The organism is Brenneria uluponensis, assembly GCF_032395385.1.
Taxonomy (GTDB): Bacteria; Pseudomonadota; Gammaproteobacteria; order Enterobacterales; family Enterobacteriaceae; genus Prodigiosinella; species Prodigiosinella aquatilis.
The window spans coordinates 4,775,189-4,799,994 of sequence record NZ_CP135917.1 but is presented as its reverse complement, the minus strand read 5'-3'; the positions used below and the strand labels follow the sequence as shown (position 1 = coordinate 4,799,994).

At 46.8% G+C, this 24,806-nt stretch carries 26 protein-coding genes; 20 read left to right on the top strand and 6 right to left on the bottom strand.

The window, feature by feature from the left end; all coding sequences use genetic code 11:
• Nucleotides 1-4: 4 nt before the first annotated feature.
• The 3 genes from RS889_RS22385 to xylA form a co-directional block, all read right to left on the bottom strand.
• On the bottom strand, nt 5-556 hold the full coding sequence (locus RS889_RS22385) for an isochorismatase family protein (protein ID WP_315708744.1): 552 nt from the start codon (nt 554-556) through the stop codon (nt 5-7).
• A gap of 222 nt (nt 557-778) precedes the next feature.
• The gene (gene xylB / locus RS889_RS22380; RefSeq protein ID WP_315708743.1) at nt 779-2,236 is read right to left on the bottom strand and encodes a xylulokinase; all 1,458 of its coding nucleotides are present in this window, start codon (nt 2,234-2,236) and stop codon (nt 779-781) included.
• 295 nt (nt 2,237-2,531) lie between these two features.
• Complete coding sequence (gene xylA, locus RS889_RS22375) at nt 2,532-3,851, bottom strand: xylose isomerase (protein WP_315708742.1); 1,320 nt, start codon at nt 3,849-3,851, stop codon at nt 2,532-2,534.
• Nucleotides 3,852-4,336: 485 nt separating this feature from the next.
• On the opposite strand from xylA, the gene xylF reads away from it, so the two are divergent.
• From xylF to xylR, 4 genes are all read left to right on the top strand, one after another.
• Complete coding sequence (gene xylF / locus RS889_RS22370) at nt 4,337-5,335, top strand: D-xylose ABC transporter substrate-binding protein (RefSeq protein WP_315708741.1); 999 nt, start codon at nt 4,337-4,339, stop codon at nt 5,333-5,335.
• A gap of 207 nt (nt 5,336-5,542) precedes the next feature.
• A complete protein-coding gene (locus RS889_RS22365; protein ID WP_315708740.1) occupies nt 5,543-7,084 on the top strand; it encodes a xylose ABC transporter ATP-binding protein in 1,542 nt (513 codons plus the stop codon).
• Complete coding sequence (gene xylH, locus RS889_RS22360) at nt 7,062-8,246, top strand: xylose ABC transporter permease XylH (protein ID WP_315708739.1); 1,185 nt, start codon at nt 7,062-7,064, stop codon at nt 8,244-8,246. Before RS889_RS22365 ends, xylH begins: the two co-directional genes overlap by 23 nt.
• Nucleotides 8,247-8,364: 118 nt before the next feature.
• Nucleotides 8,365-9,549 carry a D-xylose utilization transcriptional activator XylR gene (xylR, locus tag RS889_RS22355; protein WP_021013965.1) on the top strand — a complete coding sequence of 395 codons (1,185 nt, stop codon included), beginning with the start codon at nt 8,365-8,367 and terminating at the stop codon, nt 9,547-9,549.
• Between the two features lie 47 nt (nt 9,550-9,596).
• Here the strand turns inward: xylR and RS889_RS22350 are convergent, their stop codons facing one another.
• Complete coding sequence (locus tag RS889_RS22350) at nt 9,597-10,172, bottom strand: DJ-1/PfpI family protein (RefSeq protein WP_315708738.1); 576 nt, start codon at nt 10,170-10,172, stop codon at nt 9,597-9,599.
• Between the two features lie 563 nt (nt 10,173-10,735).
• Between RS889_RS22350 and argG the strand changes: the two genes are divergently transcribed.
• Nucleotides 10,736-12,088, top strand: coding sequence for an argininosuccinate synthase (argG, locus tag RS889_RS22345; protein ID WP_021013967.1), 1,353 nt, complete (start codon nt 10,736-10,738; stop codon nt 12,086-12,088).
• A 478-nt stretch (nt 12,089-12,566) separates the two neighbouring features.
• Here the strand turns inward: argG and RS889_RS22340 are convergent, their stop codons facing one another.
• Nucleotides 12,567-13,124, bottom strand: a complete 558-nt coding sequence (locus RS889_RS22340) for a helix-turn-helix transcriptional regulator (protein WP_021013968.1) — start codon at nt 13,122-13,124, stop codon at nt 12,567-12,569.
• A 440-nt stretch (nt 13,125-13,564) separates the two neighbouring features.
• Nucleotides 13,565-13,792, bottom strand: coding sequence for a hypothetical protein (locus tag RS889_RS22335; protein WP_315708737.1), 228 nt, complete (start codon nt 13,790-13,792; stop codon nt 13,565-13,567).
• A gap of 16 nt (nt 13,793-13,808) precedes the next feature.
• On the opposite strand from RS889_RS22335, the gene RS889_RS22330 reads away from it, so the two are divergent.
• The 15 genes from RS889_RS22330 (at nt 13,809) to RS889_RS22260 (ending at nt 24,595) form a co-directional block, all read left to right on the top strand.
• Complete coding sequence (locus RS889_RS22330) at nt 13,809-14,516, top strand: ABC transporter ATP-binding protein (protein WP_021013970.1); 708 nt, start codon at nt 13,809-13,811, stop codon at nt 14,514-14,516.
• 332 nt (nt 14,517-14,848) lie between these two features.
• Nucleotides 14,849-15,613 (top strand): 4'-phosphopantetheinyl transferase family protein, encoded by a 765-nt coding sequence (locus tag RS889_RS22325; RefSeq protein WP_315708736.1) that lies wholly within the window; start codon nt 14,849-14,851, stop codon nt 15,611-15,613.
• 762 nt (nt 15,614-16,375) lie between these two features.
• Nucleotides 16,376-16,594, top strand: coding sequence for a gas vesicle structural protein GvpA (gene gvpA / locus RS889_RS22320; protein ID WP_021013972.1), 219 nt, complete (start codon nt 16,376-16,378; stop codon nt 16,592-16,594).
• Between the two features lie 99 nt (nt 16,595-16,693).
• Nucleotides 16,694-17,188, top strand: a complete 495-nt coding sequence (locus tag RS889_RS22315) for a hypothetical protein (protein ID WP_021013973.1) — start codon at nt 16,694-16,696, stop codon at nt 17,186-17,188.
• A gap of 95 nt (nt 17,189-17,283) precedes the next feature.
• Nucleotides 17,284-17,517 carry a hypothetical protein gene (locus RS889_RS22310; protein ID WP_157831354.1) on the top strand — a complete coding sequence of 78 codons (234 nt, stop codon included), beginning with the start codon at nt 17,284-17,286 and terminating at the stop codon, nt 17,515-17,517.
• 227 nt (nt 17,518-17,744) lie between these two features.
• Nucleotides 17,745-18,734, top strand: a complete 990-nt coding sequence (gvpN, locus tag RS889_RS22305; protein ID WP_315708735.1) for a gas vesicle protein GvpN — start codon at nt 17,745-17,747, stop codon at nt 18,732-18,734.
• A gap of 5 nt (nt 18,735-18,739) precedes the next feature.
• Nucleotides 18,740-19,057, top strand: coding sequence for a hypothetical protein (locus tag RS889_RS22300; RefSeq protein WP_021013975.1), 318 nt, complete (start codon nt 18,740-18,742; stop codon nt 19,055-19,057).
• Between the two features lie 195 nt (nt 19,058-19,252).
• Complete coding sequence (locus tag RS889_RS22295) at nt 19,253-20,074, top strand: GvpL/GvpF family gas vesicle protein (RefSeq protein ID WP_084297577.1); 822 nt, start codon at nt 19,253-19,255, stop codon at nt 20,072-20,074.
• A 9-nt stretch (nt 20,075-20,083) separates the two neighbouring features.
• Nucleotides 20,084-20,500 carry a gas vesicle protein GvpG gene (locus RS889_RS22290; protein ID WP_315708734.1) on the top strand — a complete coding sequence of 139 codons (417 nt, stop codon included), beginning with the start codon at nt 20,084-20,086 and terminating at the stop codon, nt 20,498-20,500.
• On the top strand, nt 20,497-22,410 hold the full coding sequence (locus tag RS889_RS22285) for an ArsA family ATPase (protein ID WP_021013979.1): 1,914 nt from the start codon (nt 20,497-20,499) through the stop codon (nt 22,408-22,410). The genes RS889_RS22290 and RS889_RS22285 overlap by 4 nt, the downstream gene beginning before the upstream one ends.
• Nucleotides 22,411-22,428: 18 nt before the next feature.
• Nucleotides 22,429-22,626, top strand: a complete 198-nt coding sequence (locus RS889_RS22280; protein ID WP_021013980.1) for a gas vesicle protein — start codon at nt 22,429-22,431, stop codon at nt 22,624-22,626.
• 4 nt (nt 22,627-22,630) lie between these two features.
• On the top strand, nt 22,631-22,978 hold the full coding sequence (locus tag RS889_RS22275) for a gas vesicle protein K (RefSeq protein WP_021013981.1): 348 nt from the start codon (nt 22,631-22,633) through the stop codon (nt 22,976-22,978).
• Between the two features lie 88 nt (nt 22,979-23,066).
• Nucleotides 23,067-23,330 (top strand): tetratricopeptide repeat protein, encoded by a 264-nt coding sequence (locus RS889_RS22270; RefSeq protein ID WP_315708733.1) that lies wholly within the window; start codon nt 23,067-23,069, stop codon nt 23,328-23,330.
• A gap of 339 nt (nt 23,331-23,669) precedes the next feature.
• Nucleotides 23,670-24,002, top strand: coding sequence for a gas vesicle protein (locus RS889_RS22265; protein WP_021013983.1), 333 nt, complete (start codon nt 23,670-23,672; stop codon nt 24,000-24,002).
• Nucleotides 24,003-24,016: 14 nt separating this feature from the next.
• Nucleotides 24,017-24,595 (top strand): hypothetical protein, encoded by a 579-nt coding sequence (locus RS889_RS22260; RefSeq protein WP_315708732.1) that lies wholly within the window; start codon nt 24,017-24,019, stop codon nt 24,593-24,595.
• Nucleotides 24,596-24,806 lie beyond the last annotated feature (211 nt).

Genomic DNA, 24,806 nt, shown 5'->3' with positions numbered 1-24,806 from the left:
GTTATTACTCCGCGTGATTAAGTTTTTCCAGGCACTCATCCACGGTACAGATAGCGGCAAAACGGTCAACAAGCACAGTTTCTGTCCGGTGTTTCAGTTGGCTGGCACTAAGGGTTTGCCCACGGTGAGTCATCGGGAATGTCATGGTGGCCTCAGTGACAAACGTTACCTGATAGCCCAAATCAGACGCAACCCGCGCGGTGGTTTCGCAGCATTGTTCGGTGCGTAAGCCTGAAATAATCAGATGATCTATATTTTGTTGCTGTAACCATTCATTCAATCCTGATTCAGTCAGGGCATTGTGCACGTGTTTATGCACCTGGATATCGGGTTGATGGGTCAAAAATGGCAACCGGGTAACATAGCCGGATTCCAGAGAAAACGGTCCTGTATCGGAAACATGAAAAACGTCAACCAGAGAGACACCCAGCCGTTTACAGCCATCGATCAGTCGCCGTATTTCGCTCTGAAAGGCTGGTACATCCTGTTCTTGCCAGAAGGGGCGGTGAAGAAAAGATTCTTGTACATCAATAATTAATAGCGCGCTGCGTGACATGGTCTGTCTCCTTATCGTGTTGGTGACAGCCATAATGCGGTAATCATCGAGAGGAAAGAAGGCCAAATCAGGACATAACCAGGCTGAATCAGGACGACTTGATCCCCGCTTTAACGACGTTGCCAGAAATGTTCTTCTTTTTCATTTACAGTGGCTAATGTGTTGCATTCACAACGACTAATTATGTAGCGGCGCGAGCCGCTACAATACAAGCCTGGTGAATTACACCATCAGCGGACTGAGTTGCTGATAAAGTTTCTGAAACGTTTCCCGCTGTTGCGCATAGCTGGCATGGCGCTGCGGATCGGGATAATGGGTTTGTTCCAGCGGGAGTTGTGGTAATAACTGTTCCAGCGGTATTTGTGGGTTGAGTGCGATTTGTGCCAGACGGGCTGCTCCCAGTGCGGGGCCAACATCACCACCAGTACGGTATTCCAGCGTTTTCCCGCTGATGTCTGCCAGCATTTGTCGCCAGTACGCGCTGCGGGCACCACCACCAATCAGCGTGATCTGTTCAGGTTGTAAGCCCGTCATGTGCAGGGCATCCATACCGTCCGCCAGCGCGAATCCAACCCCTTCCAACACGGCGCGAGCCAATTCTGCCGGGCCATGCGAATGTGTCAGTCCCCAAAATGCCCCCTTTGCCTGAGGATTATTATGGGGTGTGCGCTCACCGGATAGATAAGGCAGGAACCAAACCGGCGTCGCCTTTTCATTCACGTGTTGCTCCGCTTCTGCCAGTAGTGCCGCTACGCTGTCAGCACGGGTCAACCGGGCGGCCCAGTCAAGGCAGGAAGCCGCACTGAGCATCACAGACATCAGGTGCCAGGTATCAGGTAGCGCATGGCAGAAACTGTGTACTGCACGCTGGGGATTGCTGAGAAAACCGTCACTGACGGCAAAATAAACCCCTGAAGTTCCCAGTGATAACATGGCTTGACCGGGTTGGTATAATCCCACACCGATAGCGCCTGCCGCGTTGTCTCCTCCGCCAGCGACGACCGGAACGGGTTTCATTCCCCAACGTGCTGCGACATCGGATAGCAAATGACCCGTGATTTGATTGCCTTCATACAGCGTGGGCATCTGGTCTCGGGTAAGAGAACAGGCTTGCAGTAACGCATCACTCCAGTCCCGTTTGGCGACATCCAGCCACAATGTACCCGCGGCATCGGACATATCACTGGCGAAGTCGCCGGTCATCCGCCAGCGTAAGTAATCTTTTGGGAGTAGCACTTTGTCGATTTTATTGAATATATCGGCCTCATACTCCTGTACCCACTTCAGTTTTGGTGCGGTAAAGCCCGGCATCATCAGGTTACCGGTGATGAGCCGGGAACGGGGCACCAACTGCTCCAGTTCCAGGCATTGTGCGGCACTACGTCCGTCGTTCCACAAAATGGCAGGTCGCAACACGCGTTGCTGCTTGTCCAGCAAGGTGGCGCCGTGCATCTGTCCAGAGAGCCCTAAGGCCTTTACTGTGTGTAAATCATGCTGTGCTGCCAGTGCTCGCATCGCTTCATCAGTGGCCTGCCACCAGTGCTCTGGTTCCTGTTCTGACCACAACGGATGCGGGCGGGAAACGGTCAATGTGGCATGGTGACTGGCGATAACCTCGCCGGTTTCACTCAATAAAATGGCTTTAACGCCTGATGTTCCGAGATCAATACCGATATACATGCGGTGCCTCGCTATGCTGTTGTCCTATCCTGGTCAGACCGTTTTCTTTCACATTGGGAACGGGATGGTGTTCATTCCCTTTATTACTTATTCATTGCTGACTGATATATACCCGTCATCTTTAGCGTTGTCGGTGCGTGTGCTTCTTTCAGTTACTCGGCCCATCCCTGGGCCTCGTTCCTTTGGGGCCGCTGCCACCTCAGAGGCTGGCTTGAGTAAGCTTCTGGGGATTCGCTGCGTTGCCGCCTTCCTGCAACTCCAATTATTCAGGGTATATAAGCGTTAAGTCAGCGCGTTAATCAAACAGATACTGATTAACCAGATTTTCCAGGCGTTCCTGACGTCCACTCTGGTGATGTGGCGCCAACTGATGACTTTCTGCGTATTTTGAGAGCATTTCCAGAGATGCTTTACCTTGTAGGATTTGTTGCCCCAACTCACTGTTCCAGCCAGCATAGCGTTTGGCAACCAATTGATTAAGCTGGTTATCCTCGATCATGCGAGCGGCAACCTTCAACGATAGCGCCATTGTATCCATCGCACCAATGTGGCCGTAGAACAGGTCATATTTGTCAGTGCTTTGACGGCGGACTTTGGCATCGAAGTTAAGCCCCCCGGTAGTAAACCCTCCGGCTTTGAGGATTTCATGCATTACCAAGGCATTCTCTTCGACACTATTGGGGAATTGATCGGTATCCCAACCTGATTGCGGGTCACCGCGATTGGCATCGACAGAACCGAAAATACCCAGTGCAATGGCCGTTGCAATTTCATGGTGGAAAGTGTGTCCGGCCAATGTCGCATGGTTCGCCTCGACGTTAACCTTAATCTCTTTTTCCAGTCCATACTGTTTCAGGAAACCATAGACTGTGGCGACGTCATAGTCGTACTGATGTTTTGTGGGCTCCTGTGGCTTGGGTTCAATAAGCAATGTCCCCTGGAAACCTATTTTATGTTTGTGTTCCACCACCATCTGCATAAAGCGACCAATCTGTTCACGTTCCTGACGCAGGTCGGTATTCAGCAGTGTCTCATAGCCTTCACGGCCACCCCATAACACATAGTTCTCGCCACCCAGCGTTTTGGTGGCGTTCATGGCGGTGAACACCTGTGTTGCGGCCCAGGCAAACACTTCGGGATCGGGATTGGTCGCGGCCCCGGCTCCATAACGTGGATGGGTAAAGCAGTTCGCGGTTCCCCATAGAAGTTTCACGCCACTTTCCTGCTGCTTGGCTGCCAGAATATCCACCATTTCAGCGAAATTGTTCAGATACTCTTTCAGTGAGTTGCCTTCCGGTGAAACATCCACATCATGAAAACAGTAGTAAGGGGCACCCAGCTTGCTGAGAAACTCAAAGGCGATATCGGCTTTACGTTTTGCCAGAGCCAGGGCGTCACCTGACTGTTGCCACGGACGTTCGAACGCGCCGACACCAAACATGTCGGAACCATTCCAACAGAAAGTATGCCAGTAGCAAACGGCAAAACGCAGATGGTCGGCCATTCGCTTACCAAGAATTTCCTGATCGGGATTGTAATGACGAAAAGCGAATGGATTGGTACTGTTAGTACCCTCAAAACGGACTTTTTCAATTTGATCAAAATAAGCGTGCATTGTGAACTCCTTAGAAACCACCCGTATGACAGTTCGGGACAATGATTCATATTCTGATCTTGCCGTGATTTGCTCAATTACGTTATTTCACACTGAAATTGAGATAATTATTAAATGTGCACTGTGTCGCAAAAAATGGACATCATTAACACTTAACACTGAATACATTTCGCAAAGTTTGGAATAAGCAGGCTCGGCAACGACAATAAAACATGACCGCTATCAAAAAATAACAATTAAACCAAAAAACATAATTAAGGGATAAAAATCTGTAATTGATGCAAAACAGATTAACGTGAACAATCCTGCTGGTTATTGAAGTTTTGTGTCCTGCATCTATACCCGTCATATTGCACGTTGCAGGTGTATTAGCTGCCTTTGCTCACCTCAGTCACTTACTTCTGTAAGCTTCTGGTGGTTCACCTGGTTGCTGATTTCCTGCTACTCAAATTATTTAAGGTATGTATAAAAAAAGGTACTCTACGATGAAAGCTAAACACTTTTTACTGTCAGTTTGTGCCGCACTTGCCATAATCGCTCAACCCGGGTTTGCCAAAGAAGTAAAAATAGGTATGGCGATTGATGATTTACGTCTCGAACGTTGGCAAAAAGACCGTGACATCTTTGTAAAAAAAGCGGAAGCACAAGGGGCTAAGGTTTTTGTTCAATCGGCAAACGGTAATGAAGAGACTCAGATGGATCAAATAGAAAATATGATCAATCGAGGCGTCGATGTCCTGGTTATTATTCCTTATAACGGTAAGGTATTAAGTAATGTGATTGCAGAAGCCAAACGAGAAGGTATTAAGGTTCTGGCTTATGATCGTATGATAAATAATGCCGACGTGGATTTTTATATTTCCTTTGATAATGAAAAGGTCGGTGAGTTACAAGCGAAATATCTGATAAGCAAAGTACCCCAGGGTAATTATTTTCTGATGGGAGGCTCACCGGTTGATAACAATGCCAAACTTTTCCGGCAAGGGCAGATGAAAGTCTTAAAACCGCTGATTGATAGTGGGAAAATTCATATTGTCGGGGACCAGTGGGTGGATGCCTGGTTACCGGAAAATGCCTTGAAAATTATGGAAAATGCCCTGACGGCCAATAACAATAAAATTGACGCTGTTGTCGCCTCCAATGATGCGACTGCTGGCGGTGCGATTCAGGCATTGTCTGCCCAGGGATTGGCGGGCAAGGTCGCTATATCGGGCCAGGATGCTGACTTGGCGGCCATAAAACGTATTGTAGCCGGTACGCAGACCATGACGGTCTACAAGCCTATCAGCAAGTTGGCACAAGATGCCGCTGATATTGCCGTGGAACTGGGAAAAGGGAAAACGCCGAAGTCTAATGCCACACTCAACAATGGTCTGAAAGATATCCCTTCCTTCCTGCTGACACCTATTCCTGTCGATAAATCGAATATTGACAGCACCGTCATTGCTGATGGCTTCCAAAAAAAATCGGATGTCTATAACTGATGCGCATCACTTAAGCGTGATACGCAGGGTGAGTTCGGGGATGGGGTTCATTGAAGTGCTCCTATCCCCGAGCCATCAACACGTTAACTGATTGATAGTAGATGGTTATTGACCGGTTTTTCCTGAGTCAGGGGAGTAGCGTAGTCCTATCAACGATCGGGCTATTCTCATTAGATTTGGCACCTACCTGGTTTTATGGAGGTTGCTATGCCGTGTTTGTTGGAAATGAAAAATATCACCAAGTCATTCGGTGTGGTGAAGGCAGTGGACAATGTCAGCCTGCAATTGGATGCGGGGCAGGTACTGTCACTGTGCGGTGAAAACGGTTCCGGCAAATCCACACTGATGAAAGTGCTGTGCGCGGTTTATCCGTATGGCAGTTATGAAGGCAGTATTACGTTTGCCGGTGATGAGCTGCGAGCAAATCATATTCGTGACACTGAGCAGAAGGGAATTGCCATTATTCATCAGGAGCTGGCGCTGGTGAAGGGAATGTCCGTACTGGAAAATATTTTCCTGGGTAATGAATGGTCACGTTATGGCGTCATGGACTACGACAACATGTATTTACGCTGCCAGAAAATGCTGGAACAGGTAAAGCTGGATGTCGATCCTCATACCAAAGTTGGAGAACTGGGCTTAGGCCAGCAGCAACTGGTGGAAATTGCCAAAGCGCTGAATAAGCAGGTGCGATTGTTGGTTCTGGATGAACCGACGGCATCTCTGACTGAGCGGGAAACCGCTATTTTACTGGATATTGTGCAGGATTTGCGTCACCACGGTATTGCCTGCATTTATATCTCCCACAAGCTGAACGAAGTGAAGGCTATCTCCGATGTGATTTGTGTCATCCGGGATGGTAAACATATTGGTACTCGTCCGGCAGCGGAACTGAGTGAAGATCAAATCATTGCCATGATGGTGGGGCGGGAACTGACGGAGCTGTATCCGAATGAGCCGCACACTATTGGCGAGGAAATTCTGCGCGTCGAACATCTGACTGCCTGGCACCAGGTTAACCGACATATTCGTCGGGTTGATGATGTCTCTTTTTCCCTGCATCGTGGCGAAGTTCTGGGGATAGCCGGGTTGGTGGGTTCTGGTCGAACGGAAACCGTCCAGTGTCTATTCGGTTCTTATCCCGGCCATTGGCAGGGTGAAATCTATCTTCAGGGGAAACGTGTCACTATCAGTCATTGCCGTCAAGCAATGGCGCTGGGCATAGCCATGGTGCCGGAAGACCGTAAAAAAGATGGCATTATTCCGGTGATGAGCGTAGCGCAGAATATTACGCTGGCGGCGCTTGATCAGTTTACGGGGCCTTTTTCGATACTGAATGATGCCCAGGAACAAAACACGTTACGGGAGTCAATCGCTAACCTGAAGGTCAAAACGGTATCACCGGAACTCGCCATTGCCCGTCTTAGCGGTGGGAACCAGCAAAAAGCAGTATTGGCGAAGTGCTTATTGTTAGAACCAAAAATCCTGATTCTCGATGAACCGACGCGGGGAATCGATATCGGTGCGAAATACGAAATATACAAACTTATCAATCAGTTGGTTAAGCAACAGATCGCCGTCATTGTCATATCTTCCGAACTGCCAGAAGTGCTGGGCCTGAGTGATCGGGTTCTGGTTATGCACCAGGGGCGTATCAAAGCTGATTTACCTAATCATGATTTGACTCAGGAACAGGTAATGGAAGCTGCATTAAGGAGTGAGCATCATGCTGAAAACGTCGTTGTCTGATCGGCATAACGCCATCGTAGCACCGGAATCGGTACTACATCGTCTAAAACATATCAATCTGCAGGTTTACGTCATGATCGCCGCTATCATTGTGATCATGCTCTTTTTTACGTTTATGACCGAGGGGTCTTACCTTAGCGCACGCAATATTTCCAATCTTCTGCGCCAGACGTCAATTACCGGCATTCTGGCGGTGGGTATGGTCTTCGTGATTATCTCCGCAGAAATCGATTTGTCGGTGGGGTCGATGATGGGGTTATTGGGCGGAGTGGCGGCTATCTTTGATGTCTGGTTTGGCTGGCCGTTGCCTTTGACTATTATCGTGACGCTGTTGCTGGGGTTGCTGTTAGGTGCCTGGAACGGTTGGTGGGTCGCTTATCGCAAAGTGCCCTCTTTTATTGTCACGCTGGCGGGGATGCTGGCGTTTCGCGGGGCGCTGATTGGGATTACCAATGGTACGACCGTTGCCCCTATCAGTACGGCGATGTCTCAAATTGGTCAAAGTTACCTACCATCGGGTATCGGTTTTATGCTGGGTGCTCTGGGGCTGATACTATTTGTTTTGTGGCAATGGCGTCAACGTCGTCACCGCATGCATCTTGGTTTACCGGTTGTCGCTGCTGCGGGTGATGTCACTCGTCAGGCATTCACTGCCGTGATTGTACTGGGCGCGGTTTATCTCTTGAATGATTATCGGGGAGTACCGACACCGGTTCTGCTATTAACCTTGATCATGCTGGCCGGGATTTTTATGGCAACCCGCACCGCTTTCGGACGTCGTATCTATGCAGTTGGCGGTAATCTGGATGCGGCTCGTCTGTCTGGGATTAACGTGGAACGCAACAAGATGGCCGTATTTGCCATTAATGGCCTGATGGTGGCGGTCGCCGGGTTAGTACTCAGTTCTCGTCTTGGTGCCGGTTCCCCGTCAGCCGGGAATATTGCCGAGCTGGATGCTATCGCGGCCTGTGTGATTGGTGGAACCAGTCTTGCTGGCGGAGTGGGTAGTGTTGCTGGTGCGGTGATGGGGGCCTTTATCATGGCATCACTGGATAATGGCATGAGCATGCTGGATGTCCCAACATTCTGGCAGTATATCGTGAAGGGTGGCATTTTATTACTGGCTGTGTGGATGGATACTGCTACCAAGAGAATTGTCTGATTTAACGGTATTAATGGCAGGAAATTCGTGGCGACTCGCAATAATAAGGAAATTATTTGGGGTCGTCGGGTAGCTGTGCTATTCAGAAAGGCACAATTCCGGATGGAAAATCATCATCATGTTTGAGAAACGCTATCGTATTACGTTGCTGTTCAATGCGAATAAAGTGTATGACCGGCAGGTTGTAGAAGGTGTGGGTGAATACCTCCAGGCCTCTCAATGTGACTGGGATATCTTCATTGAAGAGGATTTTCATTGTCGAATAGACAATATCAAAGATTGGCTTGGTGATGGGGTTATTGCTGATTTTGACGACAAGGAGATCGTCGAGTTGTTAGCGGGAGTGAATATCCCCTTGGTCGGTGTCGGTGGATCTTATCATAATCTGGCCGATTACCCGTCGGTACACTACATTGCCACTGATAATTACGCACTGGTTGAAAGTGCATTTATGCATCTGAAAAATAAGGGATTGAATCGTTTTGCCTTTTATGGTTTACCTGCATCGGTGGGAAAAGGATGGGCGCAGGAACGTGAGTATGCTTTTCGTCAGTTGGTTGCTTCGGAGCGGTATCAGGGGGTGGTTTATCAGGGTATGGAAACGACACCAGACAACTGGCAGTATGCGCAAAACCGTCTGGCCGACTGGGTACAAACATTACCGTTGCAAACCGGCATCATTGCGGTTACTGATTCTCGTGCTCGCCATCTGTTGCAGGTCTGTGAACATTTGAATATCGCTGTGCCGGAAAAGTTGTGTGTCATTGGTATTGATAATGAAGAACTGACCCGCTACCTGTCTCGTATCGCATTGTCCTCTGTCGCTCAGGGAACCCGACAGATGGGATACCAGGCGGCAAAATTGCTACATCAACTGTTGAATAACCATAATCTGCCATTGCAACGTACTCTGGTACGGCCAGTCAGGGTGGTTGAACGCCGTTCTACGGACTACCGCTCGGTACACGATCCGGCGGTCATTCAAGCAATGCATTTTATTCGTTATCACGCCTGTAAAGGCATTAAGGTCGAGCAGGTTCTGGATGCGGTAGGATTGTCCCGCTCTAATTTGGAAAAGCGCTTCAAGGATGAGATGGAACAGACCATTCATGGGGTAATTCACGAAGAAAAGCTGGATCGTGCTCGTAATCTTTTGATCTCGACCTCTATTTCGATCAATGAGATCTCTCTAATGTGCGGTTATCCGTCCCTACCTTATTTCTATTCGGTTTTTAAAAAAGGCTACAGTGTGACACCCAAGGAATATCGGGATCGTTACGGGGAAGTCGATTACAGTGATTGACTCAGAATAATGCCATACGCGGTCATTCAGACCGCGCAACGTATTGATTATGCTGGCGCACGCCAGTAATCATAATCAATATGCTCCACCTGGAAATTGGCGTCGACGTTGTCGCCAGTAAGACGACTGGCAATGGTAAAGGCGAAATCAAACGCCACACCGAGTCCTTTGCCGCTGATCAGGTTACCGTCTTCCACCACTTTCTGGTCTACATAGACACCATCGGTAACACCCTGCCACAGGTCGCCCGAACACACATAGCGGCGTCCTTTCAGCAGGTTGTTGCCACCCAGCACGCGGGCTGCAGCAGAACATAACGGGCAGATGAGCTTTTGGGCTGCATCGTGGCGGCGAATAAACTCTACAACCAGCGGATTTGCTGCCAGATTGGCGGTTCCCTGTGGGCCACCAGGGATGACTATCGCATCAAACAGGATGTCCATGTTTCTTTCCAGTAACGCATCCGCAAACATACGGATATTGTGATAGCTGCGTAGTTCCAACATGTCCTGGCAGGACAGTGTCTCAACCTTCAGTTTCATGCGATGCAGCACATCAATCACCATAACCGCTTCTGCCTCTTCAAACCCAGGAGCCAGTAGAACGGCGACTTTCTTAGACATAGCATCTCCAGCAATATGCAAGGGGGGAACAATTCATCACACGAAGGATAGCAAAGAAAATCGAATAAAATGAAACAAGGTTTTATTATTGTATAGCGCGTCTCGTAACCGATTTTTGCTACTTAGACTGGCGGAAAAATCGCGTTATACTCACGCGCTTGGCCATTGTTCTGCCGAAACCTTCGTTGTCGCCATTTTCGGTCGAGGACGTGATGCTGATGGGTTTATGGTTAAACAACCTTCACGAACCCAGATAAGTGTAAAACGTCACCATTATCGCTGACCGCCTGCCAGCCATAAATGTAGTCGCGGTAACCCGTGCTGACGGGAATGAATTTTTTTCCTTAAAATGCGACTCCTCTCTTCCGGTTCAGCAGAAAAGATGCTTAAATTATCACTCACAAATTTTGCATAAATATGCATTGTGAAGGTGCGGCATCTGTTGTGACGATCAGCATAGAAAACGTCGTCAACCCGCCCCGTCTTCTCCTAATGTATTGCGTAACCTGGTGGTGAAGCGGCTAAGCTTAATACCATCGAACTTCGAGCAGGGATTAATAGTTATGACGACGATTCTGAAACATCTTCCGATTGGTGAACGTATCGGTATTGCTTTTTCCGGTGGTCTGGATACCAGTGCGGCATTGCTCTGGATGCGTCAGAAAGGCGCAGTACCTTATGCTTATACGGCGAATCTGGGACAACCAGATGAAGACGATTACGAGGCTATTCCCCGCCGGGCGATGGAATATGGCGCAGAAAATGCCCGGTTGATCGATTGTCGTAAACAACTGGTGGCCGAGGGAATTGCCGCTATCCAGTGTGGCGCGTTTCATAATACCACCGCAGGCATCACCTATTTTAATACTACCCCGTTGGGGCGTGCAGTAACCGGTACCATGCTGGTGGCTGCGATGAAAGAAGATGGTGTGAATATCTGGGGTGATGGCAGCACGTATAAAGGTAACGATATTGAGCGCTTTTACCGTTATGGTCTGCTGACCAATGCGGAGTTGAAAATCTACAAACCATGGCTGGATACGGATTTTATTGATGAGCTGGGTGGTCGTCAGGAAATGTCCGAGTTTATGGTCAACGCGGGTTTTCATTACAAGATGTCTGCGGAAAAAGCCTATTCGACTGATTCCAACATGCTGGGTGCCACGCACGAAGCGAAGGATCTGGAATTCCTGAACTCCAGTGTGAAGATTGTGAACCCGATTATGGGGGTGAAGTTCTGGGACGAGAGTGTGAAGGTGTCCGCAGAAGAGGTCGTGGTCCGTTTTGAGCGTGGCTATCCGGTGGCCTTGAACGGTAAAACGTTCAACGATGACGTTGAGTTAATGATGGAAGCCAACCGTATTGGTGGTCGTCACGGCCTGGGTATGAGTGATCAGATTGAAAACCGGATCATTGAAGCGAAGAGCCGTGGTATTTACGAGGCCCCGGGAATGGCGCTGCTACACATCGCTTATGAACGTCTGGTAACCGGTATCCATAATGAAGACACCATTGAGCAGTACCATGCCCATGGTCGCCAGTTAGGACGTTTATTGTATCAGGGGCGCTGGTTTGACCCGCAGGCATTGATGCTGCGTGATGCTTTACAGCGTTGGGTCGCCAGTGAAATTACGGGTGAAGTGACGGTTGAACTGCGTCGCGGCAACGATTACTCCATCCTGAATACCGTGTCTGACAATCTGACTTACCAGCCAGAACGCCTGACGATGGAAAAAGGTGAGTCGGTTTTCTCCCCAGATGATCGTATCGGCCAATTGACCATGCGTAATCTGGACATTACTGATACGCGTGAAAAACTACTCAATTACGTGGAAACCGGTCTGATTTCTTCTGGTAGCGCAGGTTTACCCCAGGTAGAAAATCACGATCTGCTACAGGATAAATCGAAGAAATAACCGGCCGTCATACTGAAGAAAATCATCAAGGGCATATTTCAATATGCCCTTTTTATTAGTCTAAACTGGATTTTATCTTACTGATTTTATTTATTTTTTTTAATTTTGAGTGCTCATTATTGCAATAATAACTTCATACTATGCTGTTTTCAGCAATTCAGGACAAAAAAGTAAATCTGTTTATTGGCAAAGTACCTGGAAAAATTTATATCAGAACATGCTGGAAATCGTTACTAAACACGGTAGGTTTCAATAGGCGAGAAGGTGGCAACCGGGTGAATTTTCAGGGGCTGATGCAAGTCAAGGATGTCCGGGTAACGGAGGGTAGGTCGCGCACCTGTAACGTGAAAGATGATAGGTATAAACGAAAAGTGGCGATATCCCCCATGCTGTGGGTATAGCGGGTGACGTCACTCTTCAGCGGGATAAAAAAAGCCCTTGAAAAGGGCCGTTGATAACAGGCTAAGCATATAACGAATTAATTACATAGGTTTTGAATGTTATCCAATAAAACGGCGCGAGAAAAAATATGACGTTGTTTGCCAAAAATAATATCAAAGCTCATGTTGTTCATTGTCCGAGGCCGTTCTTTGTCTGAAAACACAGACTTACGATATTTTAGAGGCGGTATTTTATAGGTTTTGGTAAAGCAGCGGGAAAAATGAGGCAGGGATGAAAAACCGCAAGCATAACAGATGTCTGTTAATGACCAGTTCGGCGAAATATGAATGATTTCCTTTGCCAGAGTGATGCGCACACGCCATATCCAGCGCATAGGAGTAATATTATAGACTTGGTTGAATAGCCGACAGATATCAAACTTGGATTTGCCACTGACCATTTCTAGCTGATCGAGAGTGATATTGTTGCCAATATTATCGATAATATAGTCAATGATACTGGCCAGATTAGTCGCCTTATTATTCACCTCCAATGCTTTTCTTAAGTTAGGGTGGCGTCGATACATATCCTGAATGAGGTTGTTATTGAAGCTTTCATTATCTAATGCGGGTGTGTGAGCGTGTAGTATATTCATGACATTATCCCAAAAAAAATTAATTTCCTTTATCTGGATCTGTTGATCACAAATACCAGTAACAGCGGTGAAATCCAGTTGTTAATTATTGTCATTACAGCAATTGCAGATAAATTAACGCAAATAGTGTGCCATTCTTGTAACGGCGATTTTTATGGGAATACATAATGGATATTTTATGAATTGTCCCATTGGTGGGATTTATTATTGCGATATTGGGACGCCTTGTCTCAATATTGACTATCTCATTGAGAATAAAGGAAGGTAAGTATAGCGGTGGTTATGTGATGATTTTTTGGCAATGAATAGTATTAGCTAACCTATGATAATAAACGTTGTGCATAGTAATTGAATTTTAAGAAATAGTATTTTTACGCTGAATTATCCACAACGAATATCATTCTCTTATTCTATTTTTAGTGCGGAAAATGTTAAATTCCTCAACGAAAAATAATAACGGTAATAGCAGTTGCTATTATCCGTTGGGAGACTTTCATATTGAAACTTTGGTGTGGGTCATTTTTCGGCTGGTTCAGCAAATAGGCGCCGCCTGTGGAGAGCTGAGTCACGATGCCCACACCGGTAACCTGGAAGGTGGTGGCATAAAACCAGAGATAAAAGAATCGTGGCTGGAGTTGTAAGATACCATCCGTTTCGACCCTATTCATACACTGAGGATTTCTCATGACGGTGCTGGTTCAACTTGATAATGTGCATAAAGTTTTCCTTGCTGATGAAATTGAAACTCGTGCCCTTAGCAAGATTAACCTTTCCATTCATGCTGGCGAATATGTAGCAATTGCTGGTCCTTCAGGGTGTGGTAAATCAACCTTATTGTCGATTATGGGCTTGCTGGATGTTCCCTCAGAAGGTCGTTACTGGTTAAATGGGGTAATGATTGACGATATCAGCAAAAGAGAGATGGCTTGGCTACGCAATAAGGAAATTGGGTTTATTTTTCAATCGTTTAACCTTATCAGTGATTTGACGATTGAGGAGAATGTCGCATTGCCGTTGATCTATCGTGGGGATATTTCACGTTCACAACAGAAAGAACGAGTACAGCAGGCCTTGGAGATGGTGAACATGTCACATCGCGTTCGCCATTACCCCTCGCAGTTGTCCGGTGGTCAGCAGCAGCGTGTGGCAGTAGCCCGGGCCATTGTCGGCTGTCCGTCGCTCCTGTTGGCGGATGAACCTACCGGGAATCTGGATTCCGCCAATGCTGAAGCGGTAATGGATATTCTTGATACGTTACATAACGACGGTACCACTATTTGTATTGTGACGCATGATTCCCACTCGGCCAGGCGTGCCCGGCGTATGGTTGTCCTGTTTGATGGGCAGGTCGTAGCTGACGGTGAGAATGGGCAGTTAAGGCCAGCGGTATAATTATAATACCGTGGGTATGTTGTTTGAAATCTGCCCATTCGAGCTGTGTAGTAAAGTGGGTGGCGTGTTGGTGAGATCTCTCTTTCGTTTTGCACTACAACAAAATCATGCAGTGGCATTGGACTGACAGCCTATGTATAGCGTCAGAACGGTAATAATGAGGGAGAAGAGTAAAGCATCCGCGCCAGGGATGGCGCGGCTTGAGCTTACAGGGAGGGACTTGCAGCGTCTTTACGATCTTCTCATTATTGCCGCTATATAGACTTTGTCATCAAACTCACAGCCTCTCATCGAGAGGCTGTCCAGTCCCTGATTCTGGAGAACAGTTAAGAATGCTGAAGGCTACATCGTCAATACATACCCGCTCTTTGGGTGAGCTGGCGGATGTTTTCTCTTCCGACCCGTGTTGTGTCGTGGTTGGGCGTTCGGCGCTGGATAGTCCGGCATTACAGGCGATGGCTGGTCAGGCTTGCAATATGGTAAACCCGAGCGTATTGACGTCTCGTCAGTTGGCGGAGGGTATTGCTCGTTTATTGTTGGCACCGTACTGTCATCAAACGGCAGTTGAGCTTCAGTTTGCCCGAGGGCCGTGGGGAAAACCGTTTTTACCGCATCATCCAGCCGTTCAGTTTAATATTTCTCATACCGCCGCCGCCTGTGCTTTCGTTATTGCCAATGGTTCCCGGGTCGGCGTGGATGTGGAAGGCTTGCAAGGACAGTCTCTGCGAAAGCGGGATGTTGCAAAGCGGTTTTTTCACCCTGATGAGTTGCAGTGGCTGTCGCAGTATGAAGAAGAGACACAATTCATAACGGCGTTTACCCGGCTATGGACCAGAAAGGAGGCCTATATCAAGGCACTGGGTACCGGGTTGTTTAAGTCACTAACGTCGTTTAGTTGTCTGACCGGGTTGTCTGGTGGTGTCACCGTTGTTGATGAAATGCAACCGGTGGACTGCCAGCTCAATGAACGATGGCTCGAAGGGACGCCTTCTGTGGCACTCAGCTATTGCATTTTCCCTTCTGCGGTATCTCAACAACCAGTGAACTGGAAAATGTTCATTATCAATGAACAAGCTACGTTAACACCTTGGTTGTAAGCTACTTTATTAACCGGTTTTAGAGATTCAGGTAATATCCGTATCAACCTGAACTTTACGATTGAGTACATCCCTGTAATCTTGCACCCGCTTATCCAAGCGAAAGCTTTCCCTTATCTGCATTATGCCGGGCCGACATGATGCATTATTGTCTGAAATTGTAGAATAGCTGAAATAATCGCTGACAATCTATGTGTCATCTTTTCGGGTCGGAAAAGTAAACGAATCATTATCACTTAAATTGTAATCTATCGGAATTCTTTCACTTCTCGCGTTCCTGTCACTCGAAATTTATTGTGTGTAAGGGCGACATCATGACCAATCCGCTACGCTTCCTTTTGAACGCTAGAATTTTAATTGATCCTTTATAGTTTACATAAAACAGCGCGCCGAATTGTTAATGAATAACATGTTTATGTTATCGAGGTGTTAAATTATGACCAGCGGAATGTGGAATGATTTACCTGAATTAGGGAATTGACGCCATAGCCATATGGTAATTCCGGCCCGTGTTTAATGTCAGTAACCTTATTTTTGATAGAAAAAATTTTCCTTCATGAGCATATTAAAAATAAATTATATAAAAAATAACCTTATTATTTAGTTAGTTAATTCATTATGGTGGATTCATTAACATTAATAGAGCGCTGATGCCTATAGGTTGGCGCATGAGTTGCATTCTACATGGGCGTGCAGTAACAAGTCTGTACGTAGAACCTAATTACATATGTAATTTATTAACATTTTCTAGGAGACGCCATCATGGCTAAAGTACAAAAATCAACAGACTCTTCCAGCTTGGCTGAAGTAGTAGACCGTATTCTGGACAAAGGCATTGTGATTGACGCTTGGGTCAAAGTCTCATTGGTTGGTATTGAACTGTTATCCATCGAAGCACGTGTTGTTATTGCTTCTGTTGAAACTTATTTGAAATACGCAGAAGCGATTGGCCTTACAGCCAGTGCAGCGACTCCAGCGTAATTAAGTAAGCAGAATAAAAGTGCCCAAGTGGCTGAGTCATTCAGCTGCTTGAGTACTTTTCAACGCTTCAAGAGTGCTCTATCACATAAGGAGAATCCTATGGGATGCTTAACAGACGGTATGGCGCAGCTGCGTAAGAATATTGATGACAGTCATGAATCTCGCATAGCACAGCAAAATGCGCGAGTTTCCAGTGTGAGTGCGCAGATTGCCGGTTTTTCTACAACTCGGGCTAGAAACGCGGCTCAAGACGCACGCGCACGCGCGACATTCGTTGCCGATAATGTCAGAGGCGTTAATCGGATGTTGAGTGACTTCTGTCATACCCGCGAGGTAATGAGTCGTCAACAGAGTGAAGAACGTGCCACCTTCGTGACGGATATGTCGAAGAAAACGCTAGCTTTATTAGACGGTTTTAATGCTGAGCGTAAAAGTATGGCTGAACGCTGTGCTAAAGAACGAGCTGATTTCATTGCCAACGTGGCAAACGATGTCGCTGCTTTTCTTAGTGCTTCTGAGAAGGACAGAATGGCTGCCCATGCTGTATTTTTCGGCATGACCCTGGCTAAAAAAAAAACGAGCCTCGCAGTCTAGCCACTCGTCCTCTTGATAATACTCTGGCGGTAAGTAGTGAAGATTTGTCGGCGCCTGGCAGTGAAAGTTCGGTAGTCCTCCGCAGTGAAGATCCGTTGGCACTTGGCAGCGAAGATTCGTTAGTACCTGATAGCAAAGGTTCATTAGCCCCTAGCAGTGAACAACCAGCGTTACCCGAAATTGTGCAAACGACCGCACCGACATTGCCAACCACGCCACCAGCGACGGTTTTTGAGAAAAAGAACGTTGCTGAGCATACAGTCGATAAACAAACTAAAAAGCCTAAGAAGAAACTCGGTGAGTATTTAGGCCCGAAAAAAGGTAAGTAGCGGTATTAGCCTCTGTCGTCCATGGAGGGTGAGGTGGATGAACAGTCTGCTCACAAACACGGAGTGACATTATTGGGCATACAGTTTCGATTAATCGCTGAGTTAAATCGAAATATAAGAAGCCGCTAAAATCGACCGATTCTAGCGGCTAAGACGATCACTGATTTGGCCATTTCGTAGAACTGGTGTTGGCTAGGGCGTACACGGTTTGGCACAGGAGTATTTCCATGATTAAGCAAAATACCGTTTCGCAGTATACCGTAGACGATGATCTTGTCGTTCCGGAAGCGAGTGAACATTTTGTAGCGACTTCTTATGTGAACGACATTATAGAACGCGCATTGGTTTATTTACGCGCTGGCTATCCCGTGCATTTTGCCGGCCCATCTGGGATAGGGAAAACAACCCTGGCATTTCATCTCGCAGCACTATGGGGTCGTCCCGTTACCATGTTGCAAGGTAACGAAGAATTTGTGAGCTCCGATTTGACGGGGAAAGACATCGGCTATCGTAAAAGCAGCCTGGTGGATAACTACATTCATTCAGTACTTAAAACTGAAGAACAGATGAACCGCATGTGGGTGGATAACCGTTTGACCACCGCGTGTCGTAACGGCGACATGCTGATCTATGATGAGTTCAATCGTTCCAAAGCAGAAACCAATAATGTGCTGTTATCCGTATTATCCGAAGGGATTTTAAACCTTCCTGGTTTACGTGGTGTAGGGGAAGGGTATCTCGATGTACACCCAGAATTTCGCGCTATTTTTACCTCCAATCCAGAAGAGTATGCCGGTACGCATAAGACCCAGGACGCTCTGATGGATCGTATGATTACTATCAACATTGGTCTTGTCGATCGGGATACTGAACTACAGATACTGCATGCGCGCTCTGAATTGGAATTAAAAGAAGCGGCATATATCGTTGATATAATCAGAGAGTTGCGTGGTAACGAACACGAAACCAAACATGGGTTACGTGCAGGAATTGCCATCGCCCACATCCTACACCAGCAAGGAATAAAACCACGTTATGGTGACAAATTATTCCATGCTATCTGCTACGACGTCTTGAGTATGGACGCTGCCAAAATACAACACGCTGGACGTTCTATATACCGTGAAATGGTCGATGGCGTTATTCGTAAAATCTGTCCACCAATAGGTTCAGACACGGTTAAAGCATCCGCACAAAAAATAAAAGCAGTGGAGTAATTATCATGGCTATAAGTACTCGTCCTCTCAGAACACTGTCAGACATAAAAACTCATTCAGGTCGAGTGAGTGGTGAGCATCAAACCTATCGTGATTATTTTCAGATAGGTGCGCTGGAATTAGAGCGTTGGCGGCGAACACGAGAACGTGAGGCTGCCTCATCGCGTATTGCCAGTATTGATGAGCGTATCGCGGATATTGATAAAGAAAAAGCAGCGCTGCTTGCAGACGCGACAGCGGCGAGTGCTGTGGCTGAAAATAATGATAAATCAGAGGCGGCCGAGAAGAAGAAAAAGTCTTCTGGTTTGCGAATCAAGTATTGAGGTTGTCATTATGAACAAAATTCGCACCCTCGCTCATATCCGTACACCGCGTATGGTGAAGAGCTTTCGCACATGCGTCAACATGACGGGGAAGTCACAAATTCTCGCTGATTTTGGACGTATTTATTTAGAAGAATATCGACGATTGAACCGTGTGCAATGCGCCAAAAGTAAACGTATTTCATTGAGGAGTGCATGATGAGTATTGATAAATCCAGAAATCATCGTGCCAAGGTGCTTTATGCACTCTGTGTTTCCGATGACTCAACGCCTAACTATAAAATACGCGGATTGGAAGCAGCACCGGTTTATTCTATTGATCAAGATGGCTTAAGAGCTGTGGTCAGCGATACGCTCAGTACCCGGTTACGTCCGGAAAGACGTAATATCACGGCGCATCAGGCTGTATTACATAAGTTGACTGAAGAAGGTACCGTATTGCCGATGCGCTTTGGGGTTATTGCCCGTAATGCTGAAGCAGTAAAGAATTTGCTGGTCGCTAATCAGGATACGATCAGAGAACATTTTGAACGCTTGGATGGCTGTGTGGAAATGGGGCTACGTGTTTCCTGGGATGTTACTAATATTTATGAATATTTTGTTGCTACATATCCAGTCTTAAGTGAAACGCGCGATGAAATCTGGAATGGAAATTCCAATGCCAATAATCACCGTGAAGAGAAGATTCGGCTGGGTAATTTGTACGAGTCATTGCGTAGTGGAGACAGAAAAGAATCGACGGAAAAAGTAAAAGAAGTTCTGTTGGATTATTGCGAAGAGATTATTGAAAACCCGGTTAAAAAAGAAAAAGACGTAATGAATCTAGCCTGTTTGGTAGCAAGAGAACGGATGGATGAATTTGCCAAAGGCGTTTTTGAGGCATCAAAGTTATTCGATAACGTTTATCTGTTCGATTATACCGGCCCATGGGCACCGCATAATTTCGTTACTCTGGATTTACATGCTCCTACAGCGAAGAAGAAAACGTTGACCCGCGCTGGTACTCTCTCTGACTGAGGCTAAGCCATGCTGCTGATCGATGACATCCTGTTTTCTCCTGTCAAAGGCGTCATGTGGATTTTTCGGCAAATTCACGAACTGGCGGAAGACGAATTGGCTGGTGAGGCGGATCGTATTCGTGAAAGTTTGACTGATCTTTATATGTTACTGGAGACTGGCCAGATTACCGAAGATGAATTTGAACAACAGGAAGCTGTACTGCTGGATAGATTAGACGCACTGGATGAAGAAGATGACATGCTAGGCGACGAGCCTGGGGATGACGAAGACGACGAAGACGACGAATACGAAGAGGACGACGACGAAGAGGACGACGACGGGGACGACGACGGGGATGATGACGACGAGGACGACGACGACGACGAGGATGACGACGACGAGGACGACGACGAAGAGGATGAGCCAGAGGGTACGACAAAATGAAACCTGCTATTTATCCCAAGTTCTTACTGGAGTCGCCGCTGAAACTGGTTTTCTTCGGCGGTAAGGGAGGAGTAGGTAAAAGTACCTGTGCGACGTCGACGGCGTTAAGGCTGGCGCAAGAACAGCCGCAGCACCATTTTTTGCTGGTTTCTACCGATCCAGCACATTCCCTGCAAAATATTCTCTCCGATCTGGTATTGCCAAAAAATCTGGACGTACGTGAATTAAATGCCGCAGCCTCCTTGCATGAATTTAAATCGCAGCATGAAGGTGTTCTGAAAGAGATAGCGTATCGCGGCACTGTTCTCGATCAAAACGACGTACAAGGATTGATGGATACCGCGCTTCCCGGCATGGATGAATTGGCCGCTTATCTTGAAATAGCTGAATGGATTCAAAAAGATACTTACTATCGTATTATTATTGATACTGCCCCTACAGGTCATACATTGCGGCTTTTGGAAATGCCGGATTTGATTTATCGGTGGTTGACCGCTCTGGATACCCTGCTTGCCAAACAGCGTTATATCCGGAAACGTTTTGCCGGTGATAATCGATTGGATCATCTGGATCATTTTCTGCTGGACATGAATGATTCACTTAAAGCTATGCACGAGCTGGTGACGGATTCCACGCGTTGTTGTTTTGTGTTAGTGATGCTGGCGGAAGCGATGAGTGTGGAAGAAAGCATTGATCTTGCTGGCGCGTTGAATCAGCAACGGGTGTTTCTGTCCGATTTAGTGGTCAATCGACTATTTCCTGAAAATGACTGTCCAACCTGTTGTGTTGAGCGTAACAGACAAATGCTTGCGCTCCAGAACGGATACCAACGTTTGCCTGGGCACGTATTCTGGACGTTGCCTTTGCTTGCCATCGAACCGCGTGGTGCGTTGCTTCACGAATTTTGGTCCGGGGTCCGTTTACTTGATGAAAACGAAGTCATGGCTACGACGTGTCATCATCAACTGCCTTTACGTGTAGAGAGTTCCATTTCGCTGCCTGCCAGCACATTCCGACTGCTGATTTTTGCAGGTAAAGGTGGGGTAGGTAAAACGACGCTGGCCTGTGCTACGGCATTGCGTCTGAACAGTGAATATCCAGAATTGCGTATTCTGTTGTTCTCAGCCGATCCTGCTCACTCGCTGAGTGATTGTCTGGGTGTAACCCTACAGCAGCAGCCTATATCGGTGTTGGTTAACATTGATGCCCAGGAAATTAATGCACAAGCCGATTTTGACAAAATCCGGCAGGGATATCGTGCGGAATTAGAAGCTTTCTTGCTGGATACGTTACCCAATCTGGATATTACTTTTGATCGTGAAGTGTTGGAGCATTTGCTCGATCTCGCGCCCCCCGGATTAGATGAAATCATGGCATTGACTGCGATCATGGATCATCTAGACAGCGGCCGTTATGACATGGTCATCGTGGATGGCGCACCTAGCGGACATTTGCTACGTTTATTAGAGTTGCCTGAATTGATTCGGGATTGGCTAAAACAGTTTTTCTCGTTATTGCTGAAATATCGCAAAGTCATGCGTTTCCCGCATTTATCGGAACGTTTGGTACAGCTTTCACGCGAATTAAAAAATCTACGCGCTCTACTGCAGGACACCAAACAAACGGGGTTGTATGCAGTTACTGTTCCGACGCATTTGGCACTCGAGAAGACCTATGAAATGACATGCGCATTGCAGCGATTAGGTTTAACGGCAAACGCGTTGTTTATCAACCAGATTACACCTCCCAGCGATTGCACGCTGTGCCAGGCAATCACGAGTCGAGAATCGTTGGAGCTGAAGTGCGCAGATGAGATGTTCCCCAGCCAACCACACGCGCAGATTTTCCGGCAAACAGAACCTACTGGATTGAGCAAGCTAAAGACATTGGGTTCGGCATTGTTTTTATAAACTGTGAGCGTACACATTATGCCAGTGAATAAACAGTATCAGGATGAACAGCAACAGGTCTCTCTGTGTGAGGCCTTGGACCGCGTTCTGAACAAAGGTGTGGTGATTGTCGCTGATATCACCATTTCAGTCGCTAATATTGATTTGATTTATTTAAGCCTACAGGCTTTGGTTTCTTCTGTAGAAGCGAAAAACCGTTTACCCGGTAGGGAGTAACACTATGACAACCAATCAGTTATCGCACCATAGTCCTGTGTTCGGCCCGACATCGCCAGCAATACAACGGCCAATTACTGAAGCTAATCGACATAAAATAGACATCGATGGAGAACGCGTCCGTGATGGTTTGGCGCAACTCGTCCTGACCCTGGTCAAACTGCTGCACGAACTACTGGAGCGTCAAGCTATAAGGCGGATGGATTCGGGTTCGCTTAGTGATGAAGAAGTCGAGCGTTTGGGTTTGGCGCTAATGCGCCAAGCCGAGGAATTGACACATTTGTGCGACGTTTTTGGCTTCAAGGATGATGATTTGAACTTGGACTTAGGCCCGCTAGGCCGATTGCTGTAAGGAGATTGTATGATGAACAACAACATACGATTATTTTTTAGTTCCCATATAAATGCTATCAGTCTGTTTTCGGCAGAGGGTGTGTACCATGGTTAATACTACCAATGACATAAATGCGGCTACGCGTGGTCTTTTACTGCGTATGGGCAATGCATGGTTTGAACAAGATGAACTGCGACAAGCAGCGGATATCTATCTGAAAATAATCGAGCAATATCCTGACAGCAAGGAGAGTAAAACCGCGCAAACGGCGCTGTTGACCATTTCACAACGTTATGAACGAGATGGTTTGTTCCGGCTGTCACTCGATATCCTTGAACGCGTTGGGGAAATAACACCGACATCCATATAAGTTTCAGGATATTAACGTGGCCTATTTATCAGGTTTGAATCCTATATTAAGTCGCAAGCGATATCGCCAGCAGTGTTTTCTACGCAGTGAGATCCATGTTCAGGATACCCTGGATCCAAGAATTAAGAGCATCAGTACGGTATAGATCATCTTTCAAGTTGCAGGTGCGTTGTCTGCCTACGCTAACCCCAGTCACATACTGGAGTAAGCCTTGGGGATTTACTCGATTGTCGCCTTCCTGTGTGTTGAAATTTATTGGGTATATATGCTTTTGATTTTAGAGAGAAGGGGATGAGGATTTGAGGTCTTTAGGTTGTTTACCCTATAAGGATTTGCACCATGAGCGGCAACAAAAAACTAACCCATTCAACCGATTCGACCACCGTAGCGGATTTGTTAGAGCGATTACTGGACAAAGGGGTTGTCATCAGCGGTGACATTCGCATCAGACTGGTTGAAGTCGAATTGCTGACACTGGAAATTCGCCTGCTTATCTGTTCCGTAGATAAAGCGGTAGAAATGGGGCTGGATTGGTGGAGTGGCAATCCGGCGTTTGATTCCAGAGCCAGAGTGTCATCATCAGCGCCTGCTCCAGAGTTGGAAGAACGTCTGCAGCGGCTAGAGGCTCGTTTGGAAGCGGCACCGTCCGTCATAGAAGAAACTCATTTATAAGGATTATCTTTTTTATGCGAGCGCTGATTCATTTTCCCATTATTCATAGCCCTAAAGATTTAGGGACATTGAGCGAAGCGGCAAGTCATTTGCGAACCGAAACTCAAACGCGTGCGTATCTTGCTGCCGTCGAGGGGTTCTGGACAATGATTACCACTACGATTGAGGGTTTAGATCTGGACTATACACATCTGAAACTTTATCAGGATGGTCTGCCGGTTTGTGGAAAAGAAAATGAAATAGTGACCGATGTTGCTAACGCTGGTAGCCAGAATTACAAGCTCTTGCTTACGTTGCAACATAAAGGCGCAATTCTGATGGGAACAGAGTCCCCTGAACTATTGTTGCAAGAGCGCGATCTGATGACGCAGTTGTTACAATCTACGGAGCAAACCGAAGCGTCCTTGGAAACAGCAAAAACATTATTGAACCGGCGGGATGATTATATTGCTCAGCGCATTGATGAAACGCTGCAAGATGGCGAGATGGCGATACTTTTCCTGGGGCTTATGCACAATATTGAAGCGAAGCTGCCCACAGATATTGTTTTTATTCAACCGTTAGGTAAACCCCCAGGAGGGGAAAGTATCTAGCCACCATACCCGTCATCTTGCAAGTTGCGGGTGTGTTGGCTGTGTTCGTTCACTCTAATCACTTATCTGAACAAGCGCACTGAGATTTATCTCTTGCCGTCACCCTACATCTTGACGTCTATTCATTATATATCTTTTTACAAAATAATTATTTTTATAAAATGGGTTTATTTATGCCATATGTTGATATGGCATAAATATAACTTATATG

Coding starts and splice junctions, on each gene's coding strand:
- RS889_RS22385 (WP_315708744.1), bottom strand. CDS start 556: ATGTCACGCAGCGCGCTATTAATTATTGATGTACAAGAATCTTTTCTT.
- xylB (WP_315708743.1), bottom strand. CDS start 2,236: ATGTATATCGGTATTGATCTCGGAACATCAGGCGTTAAAGCCATTTTA.
- xylA (WP_315708742.1), bottom strand. CDS start 3,851: ATGCACGCTTATTTTGATCAAATTGAAAAAGTCCGTTTTGAGGGTACT.
- xylF (WP_315708741.1), top strand. CDS start 4,337: ATGAAAGCTAAACACTTTTTACTGTCAGTTTGTGCCGCACTTGCCATA.
- RS889_RS22365 (WP_315708740.1), top strand. CDS start 5,543: ATGCCGTGTTTGTTGGAAATGAAAAATATCACCAAGTCATTCGGTGTG.
- xylH (WP_315708739.1), top strand. CDS start 7,062: ATGCTGAAAACGTCGTTGTCTGATCGGCATAACGCCATCGTAGCACCG.
- xylR (WP_021013965.1), top strand. CDS start 8,365: ATGTTTGAGAAACGCTATCGTATTACGTTGCTGTTCAATGCGAATAAA.
- RS889_RS22350 (WP_315708738.1), bottom strand. CDS start 10,172: ATGTCTAAGAAAGTCGCCGTTCTACTGGCTCCTGGGTTTGAAGAGGCA.
- argG (WP_021013967.1), top strand. CDS start 10,736: ATGACGACGATTCTGAAACATCTTCCGATTGGTGAACGTATCGGTATT.
- RS889_RS22340 (WP_021013968.1), bottom strand. CDS start 13,124: ATGAATATACTACACGCTCACACACCCGCATTAGATAATGAAAGCTTC.
- RS889_RS22335 (WP_315708737.1), bottom strand. CDS start 13,792: ATGAATAGGGTCGAAACGGATGGTATCTTACAACTCCAGCCACGATTC.
- RS889_RS22330 (WP_021013970.1), top strand. CDS start 13,809: ATGACGGTGCTGGTTCAACTTGATAATGTGCATAAAGTTTTCCTTGCT.
- RS889_RS22325 (WP_315708736.1), top strand. CDS start 14,849: ATGCTGAAGGCTACATCGTCAATACATACCCGCTCTTTGGGTGAGCTG.
- gvpA (WP_021013972.1), top strand. CDS start 16,376: ATGGCTAAAGTACAAAAATCAACAGACTCTTCCAGCTTGGCTGAAGTA.
- RS889_RS22315 (WP_021013973.1), top strand. CDS start 16,694: ATGGGATGCTTAACAGACGGTATGGCGCAGCTGCGTAAGAATATTGAT.
- gvpN (WP_315708735.1), top strand. CDS start 17,745: ATGATTAAGCAAAATACCGTTTCGCAGTATACCGTAGACGATGATCTT.
- RS889_RS22300 (WP_021013975.1), top strand. CDS start 18,740: ATGGCTATAAGTACTCGTCCTCTCAGAACACTGTCAGACATAAAAACT.
- RS889_RS22295 (WP_084297577.1), top strand. CDS start 19,253: ATGATGAGTATTGATAAATCCAGAAATCATCGTGCCAAGGTGCTTTAT.
- RS889_RS22290 (WP_315708734.1), top strand. CDS start 20,084: ATGCTGCTGATCGATGACATCCTGTTTTCTCCTGTCAAAGGCGTCATG.
- RS889_RS22285 (WP_021013979.1), top strand. CDS start 20,497: ATGAAACCTGCTATTTATCCCAAGTTCTTACTGGAGTCGCCGCTGAAA.
- RS889_RS22280 (WP_021013980.1), top strand. CDS start 22,429: ATGCCAGTGAATAAACAGTATCAGGATGAACAGCAACAGGTCTCTCTG.
- RS889_RS22275 (WP_021013981.1), top strand. CDS start 22,631: ATGACAACCAATCAGTTATCGCACCATAGTCCTGTGTTCGGCCCGACA.
- RS889_RS22270 (WP_315708733.1), top strand. CDS start 23,067: ATGGTTAATACTACCAATGACATAAATGCGGCTACGCGTGGTCTTTTA.
- RS889_RS22265 (WP_021013983.1), top strand. CDS start 23,670: ATGAGCGGCAACAAAAAACTAACCCATTCAACCGATTCGACCACCGTA.
- RS889_RS22260 (WP_315708732.1), top strand. CDS start 24,017: ATGCGAGCGCTGATTCATTTTCCCATTATTCATAGCCCTAAAGATTTA.